The sequence below is a fragment of the Brachybacterium sp. AOP25-B2-12 genome, assembly GCF_052378625.1.
GTDB lineage: Bacteria > Actinomycetota > Actinomycetes > Actinomycetales > Dermabacteraceae > Brachybacterium.
Genome location: NZ_JBQSXW010000026.1, coordinates 1 through 19,061, shown reverse-complemented (window position 1 = coordinate 19,061; position 19,061 = coordinate 1). Strand labels below are relative to the sequence as shown.

Below are 19,061 nucleotides of genomic sequence, written 5' to 3'. Positions count from 1 at the left end.
CGCTGGTGAGAGCGCTCCCAAACCCCTGGTCACAGCACCTCGGTGTCCAGTTCGGGGGTCGTGTTCACGGTCCGTCGCTCCCGCGTTCACGGCATCATCCGCGAGAGTTCGCGTGCCCCGTCGCCCCCGTTCTGCGCCGCGCCCCGTCCCGACACGCGGTCGTCACCCGCAGGTCCCGCACGGCTAGGGTGCGGGCAGGCCCTGATCGTCGACGGGGTGATCGCCCATCCGGGAGGTGCCGTGCGCGAGGATCGCGACCCCACGATGGACGACGTCGCGCGCCGGGCCCGGGTGTCCCGCGCGACCGTCTCCCGCGTGTTCCAGGAGGGCAGCTCCGTCTCACCCGCCGCGGAGATCGCCGTCCGGGAGGCCGCACGGGAGCTGGGCTACGTCCCCAACCTCGCCGCGAGCGGTCTGGCGGGTGGCAACCGGGGCCAGCTCGGGCTGCTGGTGCGCGATGCGACCAACCCCGCCTACGGGCATATCCACGCCGAGCTGCACCGCGCCGTTCGCGCGCACGCCCGCACCCTCGTCTCGGTCACGGCATTCCGCCATGAGTACGGCGATGCCGAGGTCGAGGGATTGCGGCGGCTGCTCGGGCTGCGCATGGCGGGGCTGTTCGTCGGCTCCGGGGTCACCCCGCCCGAGGATCTGCGGGCTCCGTCCCGCGCCGTGCCGCTGATCGTCCTGGGCCGCCCCAACGACGACGACGCCCTGGAATCGGTGAGCTACGACGAACGGGCTCACGGCCGGATGATGGTCGAGGAGGTCGCGGCCGCCGGGCATCGGCGCCTCGCCGTGCTGGGTGCTCCGGTGCTCTACTCCCGGGTCTTCGACCTGCGGATCCGCAGCGCCGTCGAGCGCGCCGAGGAGCTGGGGCTGCACGTCGAGCGCATCGAGCTGCTGCCCGTGGCCGACGGGGTCCGCCGCGCGCTCACGGCGGCCAGGGAGCAGGCTCTGACCTGCATCGTCACCCCCGTGGACTATGTGGCCCTCGAGCTCCTCCGCGCGGCCCGGGAGCAGGGCGTGCGGGTCCCCGAGGACGTGTCCGTGGTCGGCTTCGACGGCCTGGCCGACGGCCTCGACCTCATCGGCCTCGCGACGATCCGCCTGCCGGTCGCGACGATCGCCCTGGACGCGGCGGCGCGGATGGAGCACCTGCTGGACCGCCCTGCCGCACGACCCGCGACGCAGGGACTTCCTGCACGCCACGCCCTGCACGCCGGGGAGTTCGTCGCGGGGGCCACGCTCGCGGCGCCCTGAGGCACCGACGCGGACGGTCCTCGTCCGGCGGGGTACCGCCCCTCACCACGCCTGACGTAGCCCCCCGTCCCCGACCACCGGGGCGATGCCCACCCCCTGTTCCATCGGCAGCTCCACCACGGCGGATCCGGGAACGCCCTCCGGGACGGTGCCGTCGTACCCCGGGCCGGGGACGGCGATCGGCTGCGAGAGCTCGATGCGGAGGGTTCCGCGGAGGGTCAGCCGGGCCTCGGCCTCGGGGGCGATGAAGATCGACTCCTGGACCATCGGGTCACCGGTGAGGTCATCGGTCTCGGCACGGACGGGGTGCGCGACACCGTCGACCTCGAGGACGGGATCCACCAGCGTCACGGTGCTGGAGGTGTAGCCCGCGATCGCCGAGCCGCCACGGAACCAGCGCAGCGGGCCCTCGCTCCCGGCGTCCGGACCGGTGCGGGACGGCTCGCGGGTCCGGATCACGGCAGCGAGGGTCGACGGTCCGTCGTGGGTGCGCGTGTTCCGTCGGATCTCGACGTCGGTGCCCACGACGACCTTCCCGTCTATGCCCTCCCCGGGCCGCTCGACGGTCACGCCGAGGGTCTGCGGGTCGCCGGTAAACGCCATGGTCCGGGGAAGTCGTTGGTGAGATCCCCCGGCGCGGAGCCGGCGCTGGCGACGTGGTCCCCGTCGGAGAGGTCGAGATGGACCTCCTGGCCCGCCGGGACTGCCGCCACCCACCGTCCCCGGGCCGGATCCTCGGTGTTCCCGTCCGACGTCCCGGGGGCCGTCGCTCCCGGGACCTCGACCACCTGCGGTGCCGCGTCGTCCCCGGCGCGGATCGTCAGGGTCGTGGGGACGACCTGGTCCTGCGTCGTCGGGTCCGCGGAGAGGTCCGTGACCTCGACGACCATCAGGCGGTGGCCCTCGGGAGCGACCACGTCGATCGCCGCGTTGTCGGCGGAGGACGGATCCACGGGCCGCAGCCGTGCGACGAGGAACCTGTCCGTCGCGTCGATCAGGCGGAAGCCGTCGTCGTGGTCCGGGTCGGGATCCTCGAAGGGGTCCTCCCCGGGATCCTCGACGGCGGCCAGCGGCCGCACTTCGCCGGGCTGCAGGGTCGGCAGCACCGGCGCGATCGGGGTCGCCGTCGAGTCCGGGGCCGTGCCGTCCGCGGCGCGCACTGCACCCAGCTCGGCATCCGCGACCGGGGAGAACGCGTCCTCGGGCGATCCGGTCAGCGTCAGGGCGACCTTGCCGTCGCGCTCGTAGTAGCTCGCGATGGAGGCGGACTCCCACCGCGGTCCCCGCACGATCAGCGGGCCGCACACCACCTCGTCGTCGACATCGTGCGGTGCGGAGATCCGCAGGTAGCAGGCGGAATCTGCCGGCAGGGCGCGCGGTCCGCGCTCGGTGCGCACGTGCTCGCGCCACACCTCCGTGATCGCGGCGAGGTCCTTCTCGGCCTGGAGCAGCGGGTCACCCCGATACCGCCACGACCCCGGACCCTCGACGGTGCAGCCGGCGAGCGGGAGCACCAGCAGGCCCGCGAGCCCGAGGCCCACGATCCTCCGCAGGAGGTCCGTGCACACCGATGCGCCTCCCGGTCCTCGTCCCGACGCCCGACCGATCACCATGCGGCCAGGTCCGGGCCGCCGGCCGCGGCGGCGGAGACGGGGAGTTCGAGCACGAAGAGGGTCTCGAGGACGGTCTCCTCCGGCACCCCGTCCGGGACCGTCCCGTCGTACCCGGGACCCGCGACCGCGGGCGGTTCCGACAGCACGGTCCGAAGGGTCCCGCGGATCGTGAGCACCGGCTCGGCGCCCGGCGCGATCTGCACGTCCGCATGGATCGCCTGCGTGGGCATCGACGGGTCCGGTGCCGCCTTCGTCGCGGTGGGCCTACCGTCGAGCTCGAGCACGGGATCCACGATGGTCGCGGTGCTGCTCGTGTACTCGGCGATCGGCTGCCCGTCGCGGTACCACTGCAGCGGCTCCGCCGCGCCGCCGTCGGGAGCGGCGGAGGGGTCGTAGGTCTGGACGGTGACCTCGGCATGCGAGGGTCCGTCCTGAGGGCGCAGGTTCCGCTGCAGCTGCAGGGAGGCCGCCAGGGAGAAGCTCCCGCCGCGACCCTGACCGTCGGCCGCGGCGGTCGAGACGAGCTGGACCTCACCGGTGTAGGTCTCGAGCCGCGGGAAGTCCGAGGAGACGTCGCCGGGAGCCGAGCCGGCGTGCGCCCGGTGGGAGCCGTCGGTGACCTCGACCTGGACCTCCTGGCCGTCGGGTACCGCGATGATCCACCGCGGGCCCTCCCAGCGCGGGTCGCTCCCGGCGCGCAGCGTGATGGTCTGTCCACCCGTCTCCGGGTCCACCTGCACCTGGGGGGCACCCTCGGAGGCCCCTGGCAGCTCGACCTCGTGGGCCTCGCCGGCATCCCCGCCGCGTACGGTCATGACCAGCGGTCCCGCGGTGGCTTCGGGCTCCGGGCGCTGTTGGAGGTTGTCCCAGAGCTCGAAGGCCTCGACCACCATGAGCCGCGACCCGGCCGGGGCGGTGACGTCCACCTCGGGCTCGACGGCGGGATCCGCGGGGCGCAGGCGAACGAGGTAGGCCTGCGACCCGGCATCGATGACGCGGTAGCCGTCGTCCCTCGCCGGATCGGGATCGTCCCCGTTCCAGACGGCACCGCCGTCGGGGCCGTCGGACAGTGCCCGCACCTCTCCCGGGGCGAGCGCCGGCAGGTCCGGGGCCACGGGGTCGGCATCGGTGTCCGGCGCACTCCCGTCGGCCGCGCGCAGGGTTCCGAGGTCACGGTCGGCGACGTCGGAGAAGGCGCCCTCGGGAGCCTCGATCATGCCGAGGGCGACCTTGCCGTCACGTTCGTAGTAGCCGGCGATCCGGGCGGACTCCCACCGGGCGCCGTCGCCGAGAAGGGGCCCGCACACGATCTCGTCGTCGACGTCATGGGGAGCGGAGATCCGGAGGTAGCAGGCGGAATCGGCCGGGAGGGCGCGGGCCCCGCGCGCGGTGCGCACCTGATCTCGCCAGGTGGTGGTCATGATGGTGAGATCCGCCTCGGCCTGGAGGAGCGGATCGCCGTGGTAGCGCCATGCCTCGGGCCCCTCGACGGTGCAGCCGGCGAGCGGGAGGGCGAGGACCGCCGTGCAGAGGAGGAGCGTGGTGCGACGGGCCAGGCGGGAGCGCGTGCGCATCTCGGCCCCCCGTCGTCCGGCCCGCGGCCGTGGGGCGAGCGCCCCGGACCGTGCGCACACTGTAGCCGCGCCGGGGAGGCGACACGTCGCGTCCGCCCCCGGGAAAGGGCGGACCCGCAGGCTGTGCGGGCGCTCATCGCGCCGCGCACATGTCGGAGGGACGAGGTCCGACGCCTGCGGGTCCGGGCAGCTCGGTGGGATTCGCTGCGGTCCGTCGTTCTGAGATCCCCGGCGGCCGGGCCGTCAGGGGAGGTCAGCCGATGGTCGCCTCAGCGGCGAGCCACCTCACATGTCCGATGGGAACTCATTGATCGGATCACCTCCTTTCCGTGTCCGACCATGGTGCGCCGGGTCGCGCGGTGGTGCAACGGCTTTTCCGACCAGGGTTCCGCGGGCGTCGAGCCCGGGGCCACGGGGCTGGTCGCGACGTCCCCGACTACGCTTCGCCCATGAGCGCCGAGCCGAGCACCCGCCCCACCGACGTTGACCCCGTCGCGTACTGCGCGGCGCTGCCCACGGCACGCCGCCGCGAGGAGGGCGCCCGCCTGCTGGCGCTGTTCGGCGAGGCCACCGGGGCGCCGGCCACCATGTGGGGGCCGAGCATGATCGGCTACGGCACGTACACCCAGACCTATGCCGACGGCAGCACCGCCGACTGGTTCCGACTGGGATTCAGCCCCCGCAAGGCCGCCCTCACGCTCTACGGGCTCCAGGACGGTGAGGGCGCGGACGACCTGCTCGCCCGCCTGGGCAAGCACCGCCTCAGCACGGCGTGCGTGTACGTCAACGGCCTGCAGGACATCGACGAGGCGGTGCTCCGCGAGCTCGTCGAGCGGGCGTGGGCGTCCGACGCGACGGGCTGCTGAGCATCCGATGCGTCCCGGGCGGGACCGCCCCGGGGAGCTGACGCACGGCGTCCTCGCGGCGCCCCGCCGCGTCTGGGCCATCAGCACAGATGCCGCGCGTCCGGACTCCTGGGCGTTCAACGGTGAGGCGCACAGATTCATCCGGGCGCAGGGGCTCGAGACGTCCAGGCTCGTGCTCGAGCGGCGCCTGTGAGCGGCAGGCACGGGCGACCGCGCGGCCGTCAGCGCCGGCGCGGCGCCCCGTCCCGACCTCGGGCCGCCCCCGGACGGGCCTGCTCGGCGAGCGCCGCACGCCGCCGCTCGCGGAGCAGCGTGTACAGCCCCCCCCACGCACAGCAGGGCCACGAGCGCGCCGCGCACGGCCGTGTCGAGCCCGTCGAAACCGGACCTCCAGGTCTGGACAGCCCATGCCCCGGCGATCGCGAGGGCGGCGCCGAGGAGGAAGAAGCGGAGGCTGCGAAGGCTCATCGGCCCAGGCTATCGAGCGGCCCGAGCCGACGCGGAGTGCCCCGCGGCATCTCAGAGACGCGCGGCGATCGTCGGGATGAGCATCGGCAGGTTCAGGCACAGGTGCAGCATCATGCAGGCGGGCAGGTTCCGGGTGCGGGCGTACAGCACGTAGAGGGCGAGGGTCCCAGCCCCCGAGGTCCAGAGCCAGGAGGGTCCGAACGTGGCCACGTGGGGTGCCACGAAGATCGGCACCGTGAGCACGTACCCGATCCAGGGTCGGCCGGTGAGCTCGGCGAGGCGCGTCAGCGGGTACCCGCGGTGCAGGATCTCCTCGCAGACCGCGGCGGAGACGATGAGCAGCACCACCGTGATCACCGGGAGCGCGATGACCTCTGCGGAACCCCGGCTCGGAGCCGGCGGGACGATCCGCATCGCCGCCCACTGCCAGAGCATGGCACCGCCGAACAGATAGAGGGCGAGCTCGAGCTGCCGGCCCGTGGGACGCGTGAGGCCCACCGAGGCGAGCGGTCGCCTCTCGACCCGGCGGAGGTGCGCTCACAGCATCGCCACGGCCGCCGCGTTCATCACGATGGCCCACAGGTGGCCCCGCATCGGCGCTGCGAGCCCTGCGGCCCCCAGCACCGGCGTGAGCCACATCGGCAGGTAGCACAGGGCGAGACCGAGGACGACCGGACCGATCGGCGGCCGTCCCGGACTGATCTTCCCGGAGTTCGACTCATTCATAGAGCACTCACTCTAGAGTGACCGCTCGAACAATGTCGTAGGATCGGTCGACATGGCCCGCCCCATCGATCCCGACCAGCACCGCCGCCGTCGCGCGGAGATCGTCGGAGCCGCCTCGACCTTGTTCGCCCGAGCCGGCTACGACCGCACGTCGACCGCCGCGATCTGCCGCGCGGCCGGGATCTCCTCGGGAACCGTCTTCCACTACTTCCCCACCAAGCTCGACGTGCTCCTGGCGGTGCTCGCCGTCGGCCGGGACCTCCTCATCGCCGAGCTGGCTCGGATCGAGGCCGGGCCGACCGGCCTGCCCGCCGTCCTCGCCCTGGCCGACCTCGCCACCGACGAGCTCGTCGCGGCCGAGTACGCGACGTTCGCCGGCGGCCTCGCCGGCGTCGCGGACGAACCGCGGGTCGCGTCCGCCCTCCAGGCCGAGGCCGACGCGATGCACGATGTCCTGATTCGTCAGCTGCGCATCGGCGTCGAGGACACGGCGGTGCGCGAGGACGTGCCCCTCGACGAGCTGGCCCGCTGGGTCGCGTGGCTGATCGACGGCGCCTCCCAGCAGGCGCTCTCCCCGCGGGACACGCCCCCGTCGTTGCGCGAGGCCGTCGAGGCGCTCATCGGCCGTGCGCCGCGCCCCGCGGTCTCACCGCCGCGCTGACCTGCCCCGCAGCCACGCGACCAGGCGATCGACCCCCACGAGCGCGAAGCCGATCACCTCGAAGATCAGCGTCAGCACCACCACGTTGACCAGCACCTGCCCCCCGCCCAGGCCGGTGACGTCGAGGAAGGGATACGGGTACCGGCCGCCCCCGGGCCACGGCGCCGGGTTCACCAGCGGCAGCGCGAGCACGACGAGGACGTAGCCGATCGGCAGGCCCGCCCAGTACAGCGGATCGGTCCACCGCAGGGAGCCCTTGCGCGCGAACACAGCCCAGTCCCCGAGCGCGAGGAGCGGGACGATGATGTGCACGATGACGTCGGTGGGCGCGTACGGCTGGTAGAAGCCTCCCTGCGTGAACGACGGCGGCGCCAGCACGATCACGTAGACGAGCATCGTGATGAGCAGCGCGAAGGCGACACCGGCGCCCGCGCGCGGGACCACGGACGCATCGCCCCGCCACCCCGACCGCGCGATCCGCACCACCCCCACGACGAACGCGGCGACGAACCACGCCAGGGCCAGCACGTTGCTGAGGGTGGTGAAGTACCCGAAGCCGGCGGGCACGAACCAGGGCGTGCCCAGAGCCGTCACGAGCACGATGCCGGTGGCCGCCAGCACGGCCGCGACGGCCCGGTAGACGAGGGCGACGGGGCGGCGCCAGGCCGTCAGGGCGGGCGCGGCGGGCTGAGCGGGCACGGAGCCGCTCATCGGCCCGCGGCACCGAGCACGTCGACCAGGCGCACCGACAGCGCCATGTCCTCGTGGAGCGAGGCGAGCTGGGTCAGCAGGCTCGCCTCCCCCGAGGCCTCGAACATGTCCTTGTCGTCGGCCATCGCGCAGAAGACTGCGTCCCCCTCGAAGGCGAAGGCGACGTCGTCCGTGCCGCCGTCGTCGGCCAGGCGCAGCAGGCGCGCTCGCACCGTGTCGGTCAGCACCTCCGGCGTGGTCGCGCCGCTGGCCCAGACCTCGAAGACGCGGTCGAAGGCGGCGTCACCGGTGGCGACCTCGGCCAGACCCACCTCGGTGCCCCGCAGCGCGGGGCCCCGTTCGCGGCCGAGGACCTGGACGGTGGCGGGCAGGGGGCGCTGAAGGCGCACCCCGGTCAGGAGGCCGTCGAAGGCCGTCGAGCGGTAGCTGCCGCCATGGGGATAGGTGGCCTCGACCTGCACGGCGAGCTCCCGGATCTCGAAGCGGATGCCGAGCACCCATCCCGTCAGGAGGTCGTCGACCGTCGCTCCGACCGCATGCGGGAACAGCCCGCACGCCCGGACGGCGTCGAGCGACATGCCCGGGCCCTCGCCCTCGTGGGAGATGACCAGGTGGGTGGCGCGGGAGGCGACGGGCGGCGCGGAGGGGTCCTCGGGCGCGAGCACGCCGGCGCGGGCGGGGTTCTGGGCGTCGAGGCGCCGTGCCAGCGCCGTGAGATAGGTGTCGATGACCTCCCGGCCCGAGAAGTCCCGGGCGTCGCGGGCGGCGCGGATGCCGGCGGCGATGCCGACCACCCCGGCCACCGTGAGGATCATGCCGGTGCCCAGCACGACGGCCCACAGCCAGTGCCAGACGGAGGACCCGATCGCGCCCGTGACCACCAGGGACAGCCCCACGACCACGCCGATCGTGCCGCGCGTCAGGGCCGGGCGACCGCTGTCGCGGCTCGCGGCGGCGCGGGCATCGAGGTCGTCCGGGGAGCGACCGAGCTCCTGCAGGACGTCGTCGACCGTGGGGACAGTGATCATCGGGGTCCTTCGTCGGGGGAGCCGCCGCACGCGGCACGCGGGGACACGCACAAACCTACCGGCATGACCTTCACGACCCCGGCGGATCTGCGGACAGGATCTGTCCGCTGGTCCATCCATACTGGGCTGAGCTCGTCCGGATCGTCCCTGGTCCCCCTCCCCCCACCCGGCCCTGCCGCAGCACTCCCGGAGTCCCCGTGAAGACCTTCCATCAGATCCTCGCCAACACCCTGCTGGCCAACGTCACCACCAGCTACCTGTGGTTCGCCCTGACCTTCTGGGTCTACCTCGAGACCCGCTCCGTGCTGGCGACCGGCGTCATCGGCGGCACCTACATGGGCCTGGTGGCCCTGTGCTCCCTCGCCTTCGGCGTGATCGTCGACAACAACCGCAAGAAAGCGGTGATGGCGTACGCGCAGTTCTTCACCGTCGGCACCTACCTCGTGGCCGGGGCCGTGTGGCTCACCGTGGACCACGAGCGCCTGCTCGTGATCGGCGACTGGCCGTTCTGGCTGTTCACCGGGGTGATCCTCGCCGGCAGCGTCGTGGAGAACATGCGCAACATCGCGCTGTCCACGACGGTGACCCTGCTGGTCGAGGAGTCCGCGCGCGATCGCGCCAACGGCCTGGTCGGCGCCGTCCAGGGCATCGCCTTCATGGTCACCTCGGTCTTCTCGGGGCTGTCCATCGGGTTCCTGGGCATGGGGTACACGCTGCTCATCGCCCTGGTGGCCAGCGCCATCTCCCTCGCGCACCTGGTCACGATCCGCATCCCCGAGGACGTGGTCGCCCGGGCCACCGAGACCGCACCGCCGAGCGGCGGCACGACGGCGGCCGCCGGCGCGGCGACGGATCCCGGGTCGACGACGTCCGGCGCGACGGCGGCCCGGCCGGCGGGCCGCATCGACATCCGCGGGACGGTCGCCGTGATCCGCTCGGTGCCGGGCCTCGTGGCGCTGATCCTCTTCGCATGCTTCAACAACCTCGTGGGCGGCGTCTACATGGCGCTCATGGATCCGTACGGCCTCGAGCTCATGAGCCCGCAGGCCTGGGGCATCGTGCTGGGGGTCACGAGCATCGGGTTCATCATCGGCGGCGCGATCATCGCCAAGACCGGTCTGGGCAGCAATCCCGTGCGCACGTTGCTCCTCGTGAACGTCGGGGTCGCGGTGATCGGGGCGACCTTCGCGCTGCGCGAGAGCTGGATCCTCTTCGCCGTCGGGATCCTCGTCTTCATGACGCTCGTGCCTGCGGCGGAGGCCGCCGAGCAGACGATCCTCCAGCGCGTCGTGCCGTTCGCGCGCCAGGGCCGGGTGTTCGGCCTCGCGCAGAGCGTCGAGACGGCGGCCGCGCCGGTCTCCGCCTTCCTGGTCGCCCCGCTCGCCGAGTTCGTCGTCATCCCCTGGATGAACCGCGACAGCGGCCGCGAGACGCTGGGATGGCTGGTCGGGGAGGGGTCCACCCGCGGGATCGCGATCATGTTCATGGGTGCCGGGCTCATCATGCTGGGCATCGTCGCCCTCGCGTTCGCGTCCCCGCAGTACCGCCGGCTCTCGGCGTACTACGCCGACACGCACCACTCGGTGCCCGTCTCCGAACCCGGTTCGACGGACGATCCCGCCGCCCCGGAGGGCGACGCCCGGTCCGGCGGACCGGACGCGGACGACACGGCGTCCAGCACCGACCACGGATCCGAGGCCGCACCGCGGGATGCCTCGTGGACGGACCCGCAGATGTCTGATCCGTCGGATCCTGCACATCGGGGCTGACATCCTCAGGATCAATGCCTAGGGTCGGAGCCATGAAGCTGAGCAACGATCTTGAGAAGAAGTTCTCCGAGCAGATCACCCTGGAGTTCACCGCCGAGGCCACCTATCGCCAGCTGGCGATCGAGGCCGACGCGCAGAGCCTCGTCGGCATCGCCTCGTGGCTGCGTCACCAGGCCGATGAAGAGGTGGTCCACGCCAACAAGTTCATCGACCACGTCGTCGACCGCGGCAACCACGCCTCGATCGGCACCATCGTCCCCGCCGCCGTGAAGCCGGGCCTGACCGTCCTCGAGATCTTCCAGGCCGCCCTGGCCCACGAGGAGAAGGTCTCCGAGTCGATCCGCGAGCTCTACCGCTCCGCCGAGAAGGAGGGCGACTTCGACTCCCGCCCCCTGCTGAACTGGTTCGTCGACGAGCAGATCGAGGAGGAGGCCACGGTCTCCGAGATCATCGATCGCGTCGAGCTGATCGGCGCCGACGGCTCCGGGATCCTGCGCCTGGACAACGAGCTGGGCAAGCGTCCGACGGAGACCACCGAGGACTGATCCCCTCACCACCCGAGCTCACGGCGCCGTCCCACCTGCGGGTGGGGCGGCGCCGTGCGTTCCGGGGTGAGAGGCGGTGCGGCCACGCGGAGCAGGTCGCGCCGTCGCGGACAGGTGGAGGGAGAGGCCGACGTCCGTCGCGCGAGGCGCCACGGACCTTCCGTCTGTCGGTGGCCCCTGGCAGGATCGCCCGTGACGGCGCGGTCACCGAGCGCGCGCGACAGCCCAGGAGGCCAGTCATGACCGAGATTCCCGTGTTCACGCCCTACATCTCGTTCCCCGGCAACGCGGCGGAGGCGCTCGAGTACTACCGTGAGACCTTCGGCGGGACGCTCGACGTGATGACCTACGACGACTTCCCCGACACCTCGGGCTTCCCTTTCACCCCGCCCCCCGGCGCTGTGGCACACGCCCAGCTGCACGGCGGCGCGGTGACCCTCGCCGGAGGCGACGACATCGGCGAGCACGTGGTCGCCGGGCCCGTCGAGTCCGATCACTACTCCTTCATCGTCCAGCCCACCGAGGAGCAGGTGGCGCGCGATCTCATCGACAAGCTCACCGCCACCGGTGGCGTCGTGACCCTTCCCTTCGAGCTCGCCCCATGGGGCTGGCTGTACGGACAGGTCAAGGACAAGTACGGCGTGCTGTGGCAGTTCAGCGTCGATGCGAGGACGCCGCAGAGCTGAGGTCCGGCGGATCCACGGCCGAGCCGTTCGCGCTCAGGTACCCGAACGGCTCGACCGTCGGCCCAGGCGACCCGCGCGAAATGGCGCGGGGTCTCCGTACGCGATCAGGAGTCGCTCTCCTCATCGGGTCCGCTCCCGCCCCGGTTCTGGGCGCTGCGCTGCATTCACAGGCCGATGAGAACGAACAGCACTCCCCCGACGATCCACCCCACGCCCGCGATGACCGACACGACGCCGAATCCGAGGGCCCACCCCAGGAGCAGCGTCAGCACGCCACCGATCACGCTGCCACGGCCGGAGTCGCACATCCGTCGCCACCACGGACCCGTCGGAGCTGCACCACCACCGCGCGACCACGACCGCGCGACCACCGACGCGGGGATGCACCGACACACGCACGGAGGGACGCGATCCGCACCGCACTCCCACTGGTGGAATATTCAACAACCGTGTACCGTTGACCCCATTATGCAAGCCTTCGGATTCCTCAGCTTCGGCCACTACGGGAACGGCGCCGGTGTCCACGGCGTCGACGCCCGCCAGATGCTGCACGACTCGATCGACATCTCCGTGGGCGCCGACGAGCTCGGCGTCAACGGGGCCTACTTCCGCGTGCACCACTTCGCCACCCAGGCCGCCTCGCCCATGCCGCTCCTGTCCGCCGTCGCGGCGCGCACCCAGCGCATCGAGGTGGGCACGGGTGTCATCGACATGCGGTACGAGAACCCCCTCACCCTCGCGGAGGAGGCGGCCGCCCTCGACCTCATCGCCGACGGCCGCGTGGCCCTCGGCGTCTCCCGGGGGAGCCCCGAGCCCGCCGAGCGCGGCTGGGAGACCTTCGGGTACACCGGCTCGAAGGACCCGCGCGGGGCGGACATCGCCCGCGCGAAGTTCGACCTGTTCCTGCGCGCCGTGCGCGGTGAGCGCCTGGCCCCCGCCGACCCCCAGCAGTACGGCCCCGGCCAGCTGCTGCGCGTCGAGCCGCACTCCCCCGACCTCATCGACCACATCTGGTGGGGTGCGGGATCCCGCGAGAGCGCCGAGAACGTCGGCCGCATGGGCGTGAACCTCATGAGCTCGACCCTGCTCACCGAGGCCACGGGGGCGTCCTTCGGAGACCTCCAGGCCGAGCAGATCGCCCGCTACCGCGCCGCCTACGCGGAGGCCGGGCACACCGGCACCCCCCGCGTCTCGGTCTCGCGCAGCGTGTTCCCCATCGTCACCGGTGAGGACCGCCTCATGTTCGGCATGCGACCGGGCGAAGGCGGCGACCAGATCGGGATCATCGACGGGTTCCGCTCGACGTTCGGCCGCACCTACGCCGGCGAGCCCGACCAGATCGTCGCCGAGCTGCAGGCCGACGCCGCCGTCCAGGCGGCCGACACCCTCATGCTCACGATCCCCTCGCAGCTGGGCGTGGACCTGAACCTCCATATCCTGGAGAACTTCGCCCAGCACGTCGCACCGGCGCTGGGATGGAAGCCCAACACGGAGGGGCCCGTCGTCGGCCGGCCCCTCACGGCGCCCAGCCAGGCCTGATCCGGCCCGGCCGCTGCCCGTGGCCGACACGAGCCTGCGCCTGCGCGAGGTCAGCACGATGTGACGCACGGAGCGCCGTCGCCCCGGCCCCTTGACCGCGGGCGCCGGCGCTCCGCTACTGTCATGCAGGTTTCAACGATCACTCGGAAGGACCCCCATGAGCATCGACTCCCCGCTCGGCCGCCGGCTCCTCGTCGTCATCGGCTCCACCCGCCCCGGTCGCCAGGGCGACCGCTGGGGCCACTGGGTCGCCCAGATCGCCCGCGAGCACGGCTGGGAGGTCGACGTCGCCGATCTCGCCGAGCTGAACCTCCCGCTGTTCGACGAGCCCAACCACCCCCGGGCCCACAAGTACACCCACGACCACACCGCGGCGTGGTCCGCCACCGTCGCCGCCGCGGATGCCTACGTGTTCGTGACGCCCGAGTACAACTACTCGATCCCCGCGGCGCTCAAGAACGCCCTGGACTACCTCGCGACGGAGTGGAAGGACAAGCCCGCCGGGATCGTGTCCTACGGCGGCATCTCCGGCGGCCTGCGCGCCACCCACCACCTGCTGCAGGTCTTCACGGCGCTCGGCCTGCGCGCGCCCCAGGGCAGCGTCCCGATCCCCTTCTCGGCCCAGTACCTCACGGACGACGGCGGGATCGACGCCCCCGAGTCGGTGCTCGGCGCGACCACGGCGATGCTCGGCGAGCTCCAGCGTCTGGACGGGCTCCTGCACGCCCCGGCATGAGCCTCGACGCACGATGAGCGCCGCCCGGGGATCGTCCTGATCCCCGGGCGGCGCCGTCAGTCCGCCTCGGCGCGCGGAACGGTTCCGTCGTCCGCGGCCCCGTCGTCCTGGGCCCCGGCGACGAGCGCCCCGAGGCCCGTGTCCGAGACCGACAGGCGGGTGCCCGCCGGGAGAGCCTCGAGCAGGCGGATCCGTGCGAGCACGGGGCTGCGGTCGAGCAGCTGGGCGGCCGCGAGCCGCGCCCGGGTCGCTCTGACCTCGGCGCGGGCGCGCTCGAGGTCCGCCTGCGCTGTGAGCTCGACGGCCAGCGCCTCCTCCCGGGCCGACGCGAGGGTCCGGGGCGCTCGCACGTCCTTGAGGGCCACGCGGTCGACCGCGAGACCCACCCGCACCGCGGCGTCGCGCGCGGCCTCTGCGACCGGCGCGAGGTCGAGCCCGCGGAGCAGGAGGTCCGCCAGCTCGATCCCCGCCACCTGGTCGCGCAGGGCGATCTGGACCGCGAGGTAGACGGCCGCGTCGCCATCGTCCGTGGTCAGCACGGACGCGACAGGATCGGCGACGTGCAACGCGACCACAGCCGTGACGTGGGCGTCGACGCCCTCACGGGTCGCGATCGCCTGCGGGGCGAGCGTCAGGAGCCGTCCCCGGAGGTCGACCTGGCAGAAGCGATCGCCGGAGCGCGCCCACGGCCGCCCGGTCAGCACCTCGACCCGGCCGCCCCGGGACCGCAGCAGGGCGTGGCCCGGGAGGGCGACGGGGGCGCGCAGGCGGGACCGGCGCCAGGCGACGGCTCCGGGGGTCATCGAGTCCTCGGGGATGGTGAACGTGATCATGGTGGCCTCCTTCGGGAGCCGGGGATGGTCGCGGGACGGATCGTGCAGGGGGGCGGACGCCGCCCGACGGGCACGGAGCACGCGGGGCACCGGGGTGTCCCATCGCGGGTCGCGATGATCGGCCCGGGCCGCTGGCGCACCCCGCACGGATCCGCCGGACGACGTCCAGGAATGAGGGACTCGAACCCTCGGGCCGTGAGGCCGTGCCGTGCCTGTGCAGAGGCGACCCGACCGGTCGATCTGCGGAACGCGCGGGGAAGTCCCCGGCGCCGCCCCACGATCGGGCCTCGTCATTATAGGGCGTCGCCGTCGGCGCCTCCACTGCTTTTCCGGCGGGCCGTCTGCTTTTCCGGCGGGCCGTCACCGGCCGATCCGTCGCCGTGCAGGGCGGGGCGTGCGACCGCGCGTGTCGACGGGCGGGTGAACTGTCGGCGGTGCGTCCTACAGTGAGGACCATGACGTCGACGTCCACCGCACCCCCCGTGTCCTCACCCGCCTCCCCGGCCTACCTCCGCTATCCGGACGTGCGAGGGGACCTCGTCGCCTTCGTCGCGGCCGATGATCTGTGGGCGGCGCCCTACGCGGGCGGCCACGCCTGGCGCCTCACCGACGACGGCGCACCGGTGCTCTACCCGCGCATCTCCCCCGACGGCTCGCTCGTCGCGTACACCTCGCTGGTCACCGGCCGCAAGGAGGTGCACCTCGTCGCGAGCGACGGCACGGGCGCGCCGCGCCGCCTCACCCACTGGGGCAACCGGCACACCCGCGTGGCAGGCTGGCACGAGGACGGCCGGATCATCGTGACCACCGGTCACGGGGCCGCGCTCTCCAGCCGCGACGCCCAGATGTGGGCTCTGACGACCGACGGCGCGGCGGAGCTGCTGCCGCTGGGCCGCGGCAGCGAGGTCGCGTTCCACCCCTCCGGGACGACGGTGGTCACCACCATGTGGCGCAACGACGTGTCCCGCTGGAAGCACTACCAGGGAGGCACCGCGGCACGCCTGTGGATCTCCCACGAGGACGTGCCGCTCGACGCCCCGGCAGAGGTCCACGCCGCCCGCACCTGGGAGCCGCTGCGCGACGACCTGCTGGCCTCGAAGTGGCGCACCGCCTTCGTGGGCGACCGCCTGGTCTTCGCCTCCGACACCCCCGGGGAGGGCGCCGAGATCACCGACCGCGCCACCTCGAACCTCTGGTCCGTGGCCCTGGACGGCACCGACCTGCGCGCCCACACGCACCTGACCAGCGCTGACGGGTACCTCCGGGAGCCCGCGAGCGACGGCACTCGGATCGTCTACACCTCCCGTGGGCGCCTCTTCGCCCTCGACTCGCTGGACGCCGCGCCGCACGAGATCCCCGTCATCACGGCGGGCGTGGCCTCGGCCCGCCGCCCTCATCGAGCGGACCCTCACCAGAACCTCCTGGCCCTGCGTCCCACCCACGACGCCCGCGCGAGCGTCGCCGAGTGGCGCGGGACCGCGCACGTCCTGACCCATCGTGGCGGCCCCGCGCGACTCCTCGCCGGGCGCAGCGGCCTGCGGATCCGCGAGGCCGCGCCGCTGGGACGCAGCGCCTTCGCCGTGTTCGTGACCGACGAGGACGCCCAGCACGACCGCCTCGACGGGAGCGTCGGCTCCGACGCCCTGGGGCTGCGTCGGCTCGACGCCGGCGGCGAGGAGCTGCGTCTGGACGTCGGGCAGATCGGCCGGATCCTCCACGCGATCCCCTCCCCCGACGGCTCCCGGATCGCCCTGTCCACCCAGGACGGCGTGGTCCGCGTCGTGAGCCTGCGCGGCGTCGAGGACCCGTCCCGCACGAGCGGTCCCGACGCCGCCACGGCGCACGAGACCCCCTCCGAGCCCGTCCTGGACGGCGTGCGCGAGGTGGGCCGCTCCCACGACGGCGAGATCGCCCATCTCACCTGGTCACCGGATTCCCGCTACCTCGTGTGGGCCGAGCCCACCTCCGAGTACACGGCCCGCCTGATGCTCACCGACGTCCAGGACCCCGAGCCCTCGGGCCGGGCCCTGACCCACGGCACGTTCGGGGACTCGGCCCCGGCGTTCAGCGTCGACGGCAAGCACCTGGGGTTCATCTCGGCGCGCACCTTCGACACGGTGTACGACGACCTCGTCTTCGACCTCTCGTTCGTCAACGCCCAGCGGCCCTACCTGCTGCCGCTGGCCCACGACACGCGCGATCCCTTCGGCCCCGAGCCCGACGGCTGGGCGCTTTCGGCCCCGGCCGCGGCCGGCGGCGCCGATGGCCCCGGCACGCCCGGTGCCGACGGCGCGACCGACGCGCCCGCCGCGCCCGCCACGGAAGCCCCGGCGACCGCCGCGAGCGCCGCCGGCGCCGCGGAGTCCGAGACCCCGCCGCGCACGGTCATCGACCTCGAGGGCGCGGACGACAGGATCGTGCCCTTCCCCGTCGAATCGGGCGACGTGTCGAGCCTGACCGCGGTCAAGGCCGGTTTCGTGTGGCTGCGCCACCCCCAGCAGGTGGTGCTCGGCTCCACCCGCGCCTTCGTCGAGGGCGAGCCGCCCAAGCCCACGCTCGAGCTGTGGAACCTGTCCGATCGCAAGCTCGTCACCCTCGCCGAGGGCGTCGATGCCGTGACCGCCTCCGGCGACGGCGAGCACCTCGTGATCCGGCAGGGCACCGCGTTCGTGCAGATCCCCGCCGACCGCAAGGTCGAGGACGACGACCCGGCGAGGATCGCCATCGACACCGCCCGGCTGCGCCTGACGATCGACCCGGTGGCCGAGCGTCGCGGCATGCTCTGGGACAACTACCGGCTCATGGCCCAGCAGTACTGGCGGTCCGACATGGACGGCCAGGACTGGCACGCCATGACCCGCTGGTACGACGAGGCGATCGACCGTGTCGTGACCGACGACGACTTCGCGGATCTCCTCTGGGAGACCGTCGGCGAGCTCGGGACCAGCCACGCCTACGTCATGAACACCCCGTGGTCCCCCGAGCACACCGGCACCCCCGGGTTCCTCGGCGCCGACCTCGCACGCGAGGGCGACCGCTGGGTGCTCACGCGGATCCTCGCGGGTGAGTCCTCGGACCCCGAGGCCCGCTCCCCGCTCCTCGCCCCCGGGGCCGGCGCCCGCGTGGGCGATGCGATCGTGCAGGTCGACGGGCAGGACGTCGACCCCGCGACCGGGGTGGCCCCGCTGCTCGTCGGATCGGCCGACACGCCCACCGAGATCGTGCTCGAGGCGGCCCGCGGTGAGGGCGGGGACGAGGCCCTGATGCGCCGTCGCATCGTGGTCGTGCCGCTCCCCGACGACGCCGAGCTGCGCTACCAGGACTGGGTGGCCTCGCGCCGCCGCTACGTCGAGGAGCGCTCCGGCGGCCGCCTGGGCTACCTGCACATCCCCGACATGGTCTCCAGCGGCTGGGCGCAGATGCACCGCGACCTGCGCACCGCCGCCGCCCGCGAGGGGATCGTCGTGGACGTCCGGTACAACTCCGGCGGACACACCTCGCAGCTGGTCACCGACCGCCTCGCGCGGACCGTCGTGTCCTGGGGGTACCCGCGCGGCCAGCGCCCGGACACCTACCCGGCGTTCGCGCCGCGCGGCCCGGTCGTGTTCGTGACCAACCAGGAGGCCGGCTCCGATGGCGACATCGTCGGTGCGGTCGCCAAGGCCATGCGGATCGGACCGGTCATCGGCACCCGCACCTGGGGCGGCGTGATCGGCATCGACGGCCGCTTCGACCTGGTCGACGGCACCGGCGTCACCCAGCCCAAGTACGCGAGCTGGTTCCGGGGCGTGGACTGGAGCATCGAGAACTACGGGGTGGACCCGGACATCGAGGTGCCCTTCCCGCCCAACGCCTGGACGGCCGGGATCGATCCGCAGCTCGCCCGGGGCGTCGACGAGGCGCTCGAGCGTCTCGCGCAGACCCCCGCCGCGACCGCACCGCCGCTGCCGCCGGCCCGGTTCGCCCCGCGTCAGGGCTGACGGCCCGACGGTTCGGACACGCCGCGCGCGGGGGGGCGGGCCCTCCCCGCCGGCGCGCCGCAC

Annotated in this window: 19 protein-coding genes; 10 read left to right on the top strand and 9 right to left on the bottom strand. The window is 73.2% G+C overall.

The annotated features are described in order from the left end of the window. The first annotated feature begins 216 nt into the window (after window positions 1–216). The gene (locus ACT3TZ_RS14115; protein ID WP_444584071.1) at window positions 217–1,263 is read left to right on the top strand and encodes a LacI family DNA-binding transcriptional regulator; all 1,047 of its coding nucleotides are present in this window, start codon (window positions 217–219) and stop codon (window positions 1,261–1,263) included. A gap of 42 nt (window positions 1,264–1,305) precedes the next feature. Here ACT3TZ_RS14115 and ACT3TZ_RS14110 read toward each other — a convergent pair whose 3' ends face one another. From ACT3TZ_RS14110 to ACT3TZ_RS14100, 3 genes are read right to left on the bottom strand one after another with little or no spacing between them, the layout of a single operon-like run. Further along, window positions 1,306–1,866 carry a hypothetical protein gene (locus tag ACT3TZ_RS14110; RefSeq protein WP_444584070.1) on the bottom strand — a complete coding sequence of 187 codons (561 nt, stop codon included), beginning with the start codon at window positions 1,864–1,866 and terminating at the stop codon, window positions 1,306–1,308. Next, entirely contained in the window at window positions 1,830–2,831 is a 1,002-nt protein-coding gene (locus ACT3TZ_RS14105) for a hypothetical protein (RefSeq protein WP_444584069.1), read from the bottom strand. The genes ACT3TZ_RS14110 and ACT3TZ_RS14105 overlap by 37 nt, the downstream gene beginning before the upstream one ends. 38 nt (window positions 2,832–2,869) lie before the next feature. After that, the gene (locus tag ACT3TZ_RS14100; protein ID WP_444584068.1) at window positions 2,870–4,450 is read right to left on the bottom strand and encodes a hypothetical protein; all 1,581 of its coding nucleotides are present in this window, start codon (window positions 4,448–4,450) and stop codon (window positions 2,870–2,872) included. A 449-nt stretch (window positions 4,451–4,899) separates the two neighbouring features. On the opposite strand from ACT3TZ_RS14100, the gene ACT3TZ_RS14095 reads away from it, so the two are divergent. After that, entirely contained in the window at window positions 4,900–5,316 is a 417-nt protein-coding gene (locus ACT3TZ_RS14095) for a DUF1801 domain-containing protein (RefSeq protein WP_444584067.1), read from the top strand. A 7-nt stretch (window positions 5,317–5,323) separates the two neighbouring features. Further along, the gene (locus ACT3TZ_RS14090) at window positions 5,324–5,509 is read left to right on the top strand and encodes a hypothetical protein (protein ID WP_444584066.1); all 186 of its coding nucleotides are present in this window, start codon (window positions 5,324–5,326) and stop codon (window positions 5,507–5,509) included. Window positions 5,510–5,835: 326 nt separating this feature from the next. On the opposite strand, the gene ACT3TZ_RS14085 is transcribed toward ACT3TZ_RS14090, so the two are convergent. After that, a complete protein-coding gene (locus ACT3TZ_RS14085) occupies window positions 5,836–6,282 on the bottom strand; it encodes a lysostaphin resistance A-like protein (protein ID WP_444584065.1) in 447 nt (148 codons plus the stop codon). Window positions 6,283–6,321: 39 nt separating this feature from the next. Further along, the gene (locus tag ACT3TZ_RS14080; protein ID WP_444584064.1) at window positions 6,322–6,510 is read right to left on the bottom strand and encodes a hypothetical protein; all 189 of its coding nucleotides are present in this window, start codon (window positions 6,508–6,510) and stop codon (window positions 6,322–6,324) included. A gap of 52 nt (window positions 6,511–6,562) precedes the next feature. On the opposite strand from ACT3TZ_RS14080, the gene ACT3TZ_RS14075 reads away from it, so the two are divergent. Beyond that, complete coding sequence (locus ACT3TZ_RS14075) at window positions 6,563–7,171, top strand: TetR/AcrR family transcriptional regulator (RefSeq protein WP_444584063.1); 609 nt, start codon at window positions 6,563–6,565, stop codon at window positions 7,169–7,171. On the opposite strand, the gene ACT3TZ_RS14070 is transcribed toward ACT3TZ_RS14075, so the two are convergent. Together ACT3TZ_RS14070 and ACT3TZ_RS14065 are read right to left on the bottom strand one after the other, a co-directional pair. Beyond that, a complete protein-coding gene (locus ACT3TZ_RS14070; protein WP_444584062.1) occupies window positions 7,157–7,870 on the bottom strand; it encodes a Pr6Pr family membrane protein in 714 nt (237 codons plus the stop codon). The genes ACT3TZ_RS14075 and ACT3TZ_RS14070 overlap by 15 nt on opposite strands. Before the next feature lie 8 nt (window positions 7,871–7,878). Continuing rightward, window positions 7,879–8,910 (bottom strand): DUF3137 domain-containing protein, encoded by a 1,032-nt coding sequence (locus tag ACT3TZ_RS14065; RefSeq protein ID WP_444584061.1) that lies wholly within the window; start codon window positions 8,908–8,910, stop codon window positions 7,879–7,881. 197 nt (window positions 8,911–9,107) lie between these two features. Here ACT3TZ_RS14065 and ACT3TZ_RS14060 point away from each other — a divergent pair, with 197 nt between their 5' ends. The 3 genes from ACT3TZ_RS14060 to ACT3TZ_RS14050 all read left to right on the top strand — a co-directional run bounded on the left by ACT3TZ_RS14060 (window position 9,108) and on the right by ACT3TZ_RS14050 (window position 11,910). Beyond that, complete coding sequence (locus ACT3TZ_RS14060) at window positions 9,108–10,679, top strand: MFS transporter (RefSeq protein WP_444584060.1); 1,572 nt, start codon at window positions 9,108–9,110, stop codon at window positions 10,677–10,679. Between the two features lie 32 nt (window positions 10,680–10,711). Beyond that, window positions 10,712–11,224 carry a ferritin gene (locus ACT3TZ_RS14055; protein ID WP_444584059.1) on the top strand — a complete coding sequence of 171 codons (513 nt, stop codon included), beginning with the start codon at window positions 10,712–10,714 and terminating at the stop codon, window positions 11,222–11,224. A 239-nt stretch (window positions 11,225–11,463) separates the two neighbouring features. Next, window positions 11,464–11,910, top strand: coding sequence for a VOC family protein (locus ACT3TZ_RS14050; protein WP_444584058.1), 447 nt, complete (start codon window positions 11,464–11,466; stop codon window positions 11,908–11,910). Window positions 11,911–12,074: 164 nt separating this feature from the next. Here the strand turns inward: ACT3TZ_RS14050 and ACT3TZ_RS14045 are convergent, their stop codons facing one another. Continuing rightward, the gene (locus ACT3TZ_RS14045; protein WP_444584057.1) at window positions 12,075–12,218 is read right to left on the bottom strand and encodes a hypothetical protein; all 144 of its coding nucleotides are present in this window, start codon (window positions 12,216–12,218) and stop codon (window positions 12,075–12,077) included. A gap of 160 nt (window positions 12,219–12,378) precedes the next feature. On the opposite strand from ACT3TZ_RS14045, the gene ACT3TZ_RS14040 reads away from it, so the two are divergent. Both ACT3TZ_RS14040 and ACT3TZ_RS14035 read left to right on the top strand, forming a co-directional pair. Continuing rightward, window positions 12,379–13,449: an LLM class flavin-dependent oxidoreductase gene (locus ACT3TZ_RS14040; RefSeq protein ID WP_444584056.1), complete on the top strand. Its 1,071-nt coding sequence runs from the start codon at window positions 12,379–12,381 to the stop codon at window positions 13,447–13,449. Window positions 13,450–13,606: 157 nt separating this feature from the next. Then, window positions 13,607–14,185, top strand: a complete 579-nt coding sequence (locus ACT3TZ_RS14035; protein ID WP_444584055.1) for an NADPH-dependent FMN reductase — start codon at window positions 13,607–13,609, stop codon at window positions 14,183–14,185. Window positions 14,186–14,241: 56 nt separating this feature from the next. Here the strand turns inward: ACT3TZ_RS14035 and ACT3TZ_RS14030 are convergent, their stop codons facing one another. Continuing rightward, window positions 14,242–15,018: an SPFH domain-containing protein gene (locus ACT3TZ_RS14030; protein WP_444584054.1), complete on the bottom strand. Its 777-nt coding sequence runs from the start codon at window positions 15,016–15,018 to the stop codon at window positions 14,242–14,244. Between the two features lie 455 nt (window positions 15,019–15,473). Here ACT3TZ_RS14030 and ACT3TZ_RS14025 point away from each other — a divergent pair, with 455 nt between their 5' ends. Beyond that, a complete protein-coding gene (locus ACT3TZ_RS14025; protein ID WP_444584053.1) occupies window positions 15,474–18,998 on the top strand; it encodes a S41 family peptidase in 3,525 nt (1,174 codons plus the stop codon). Window positions 18,999–19,061 lie beyond the last annotated feature (63 nt).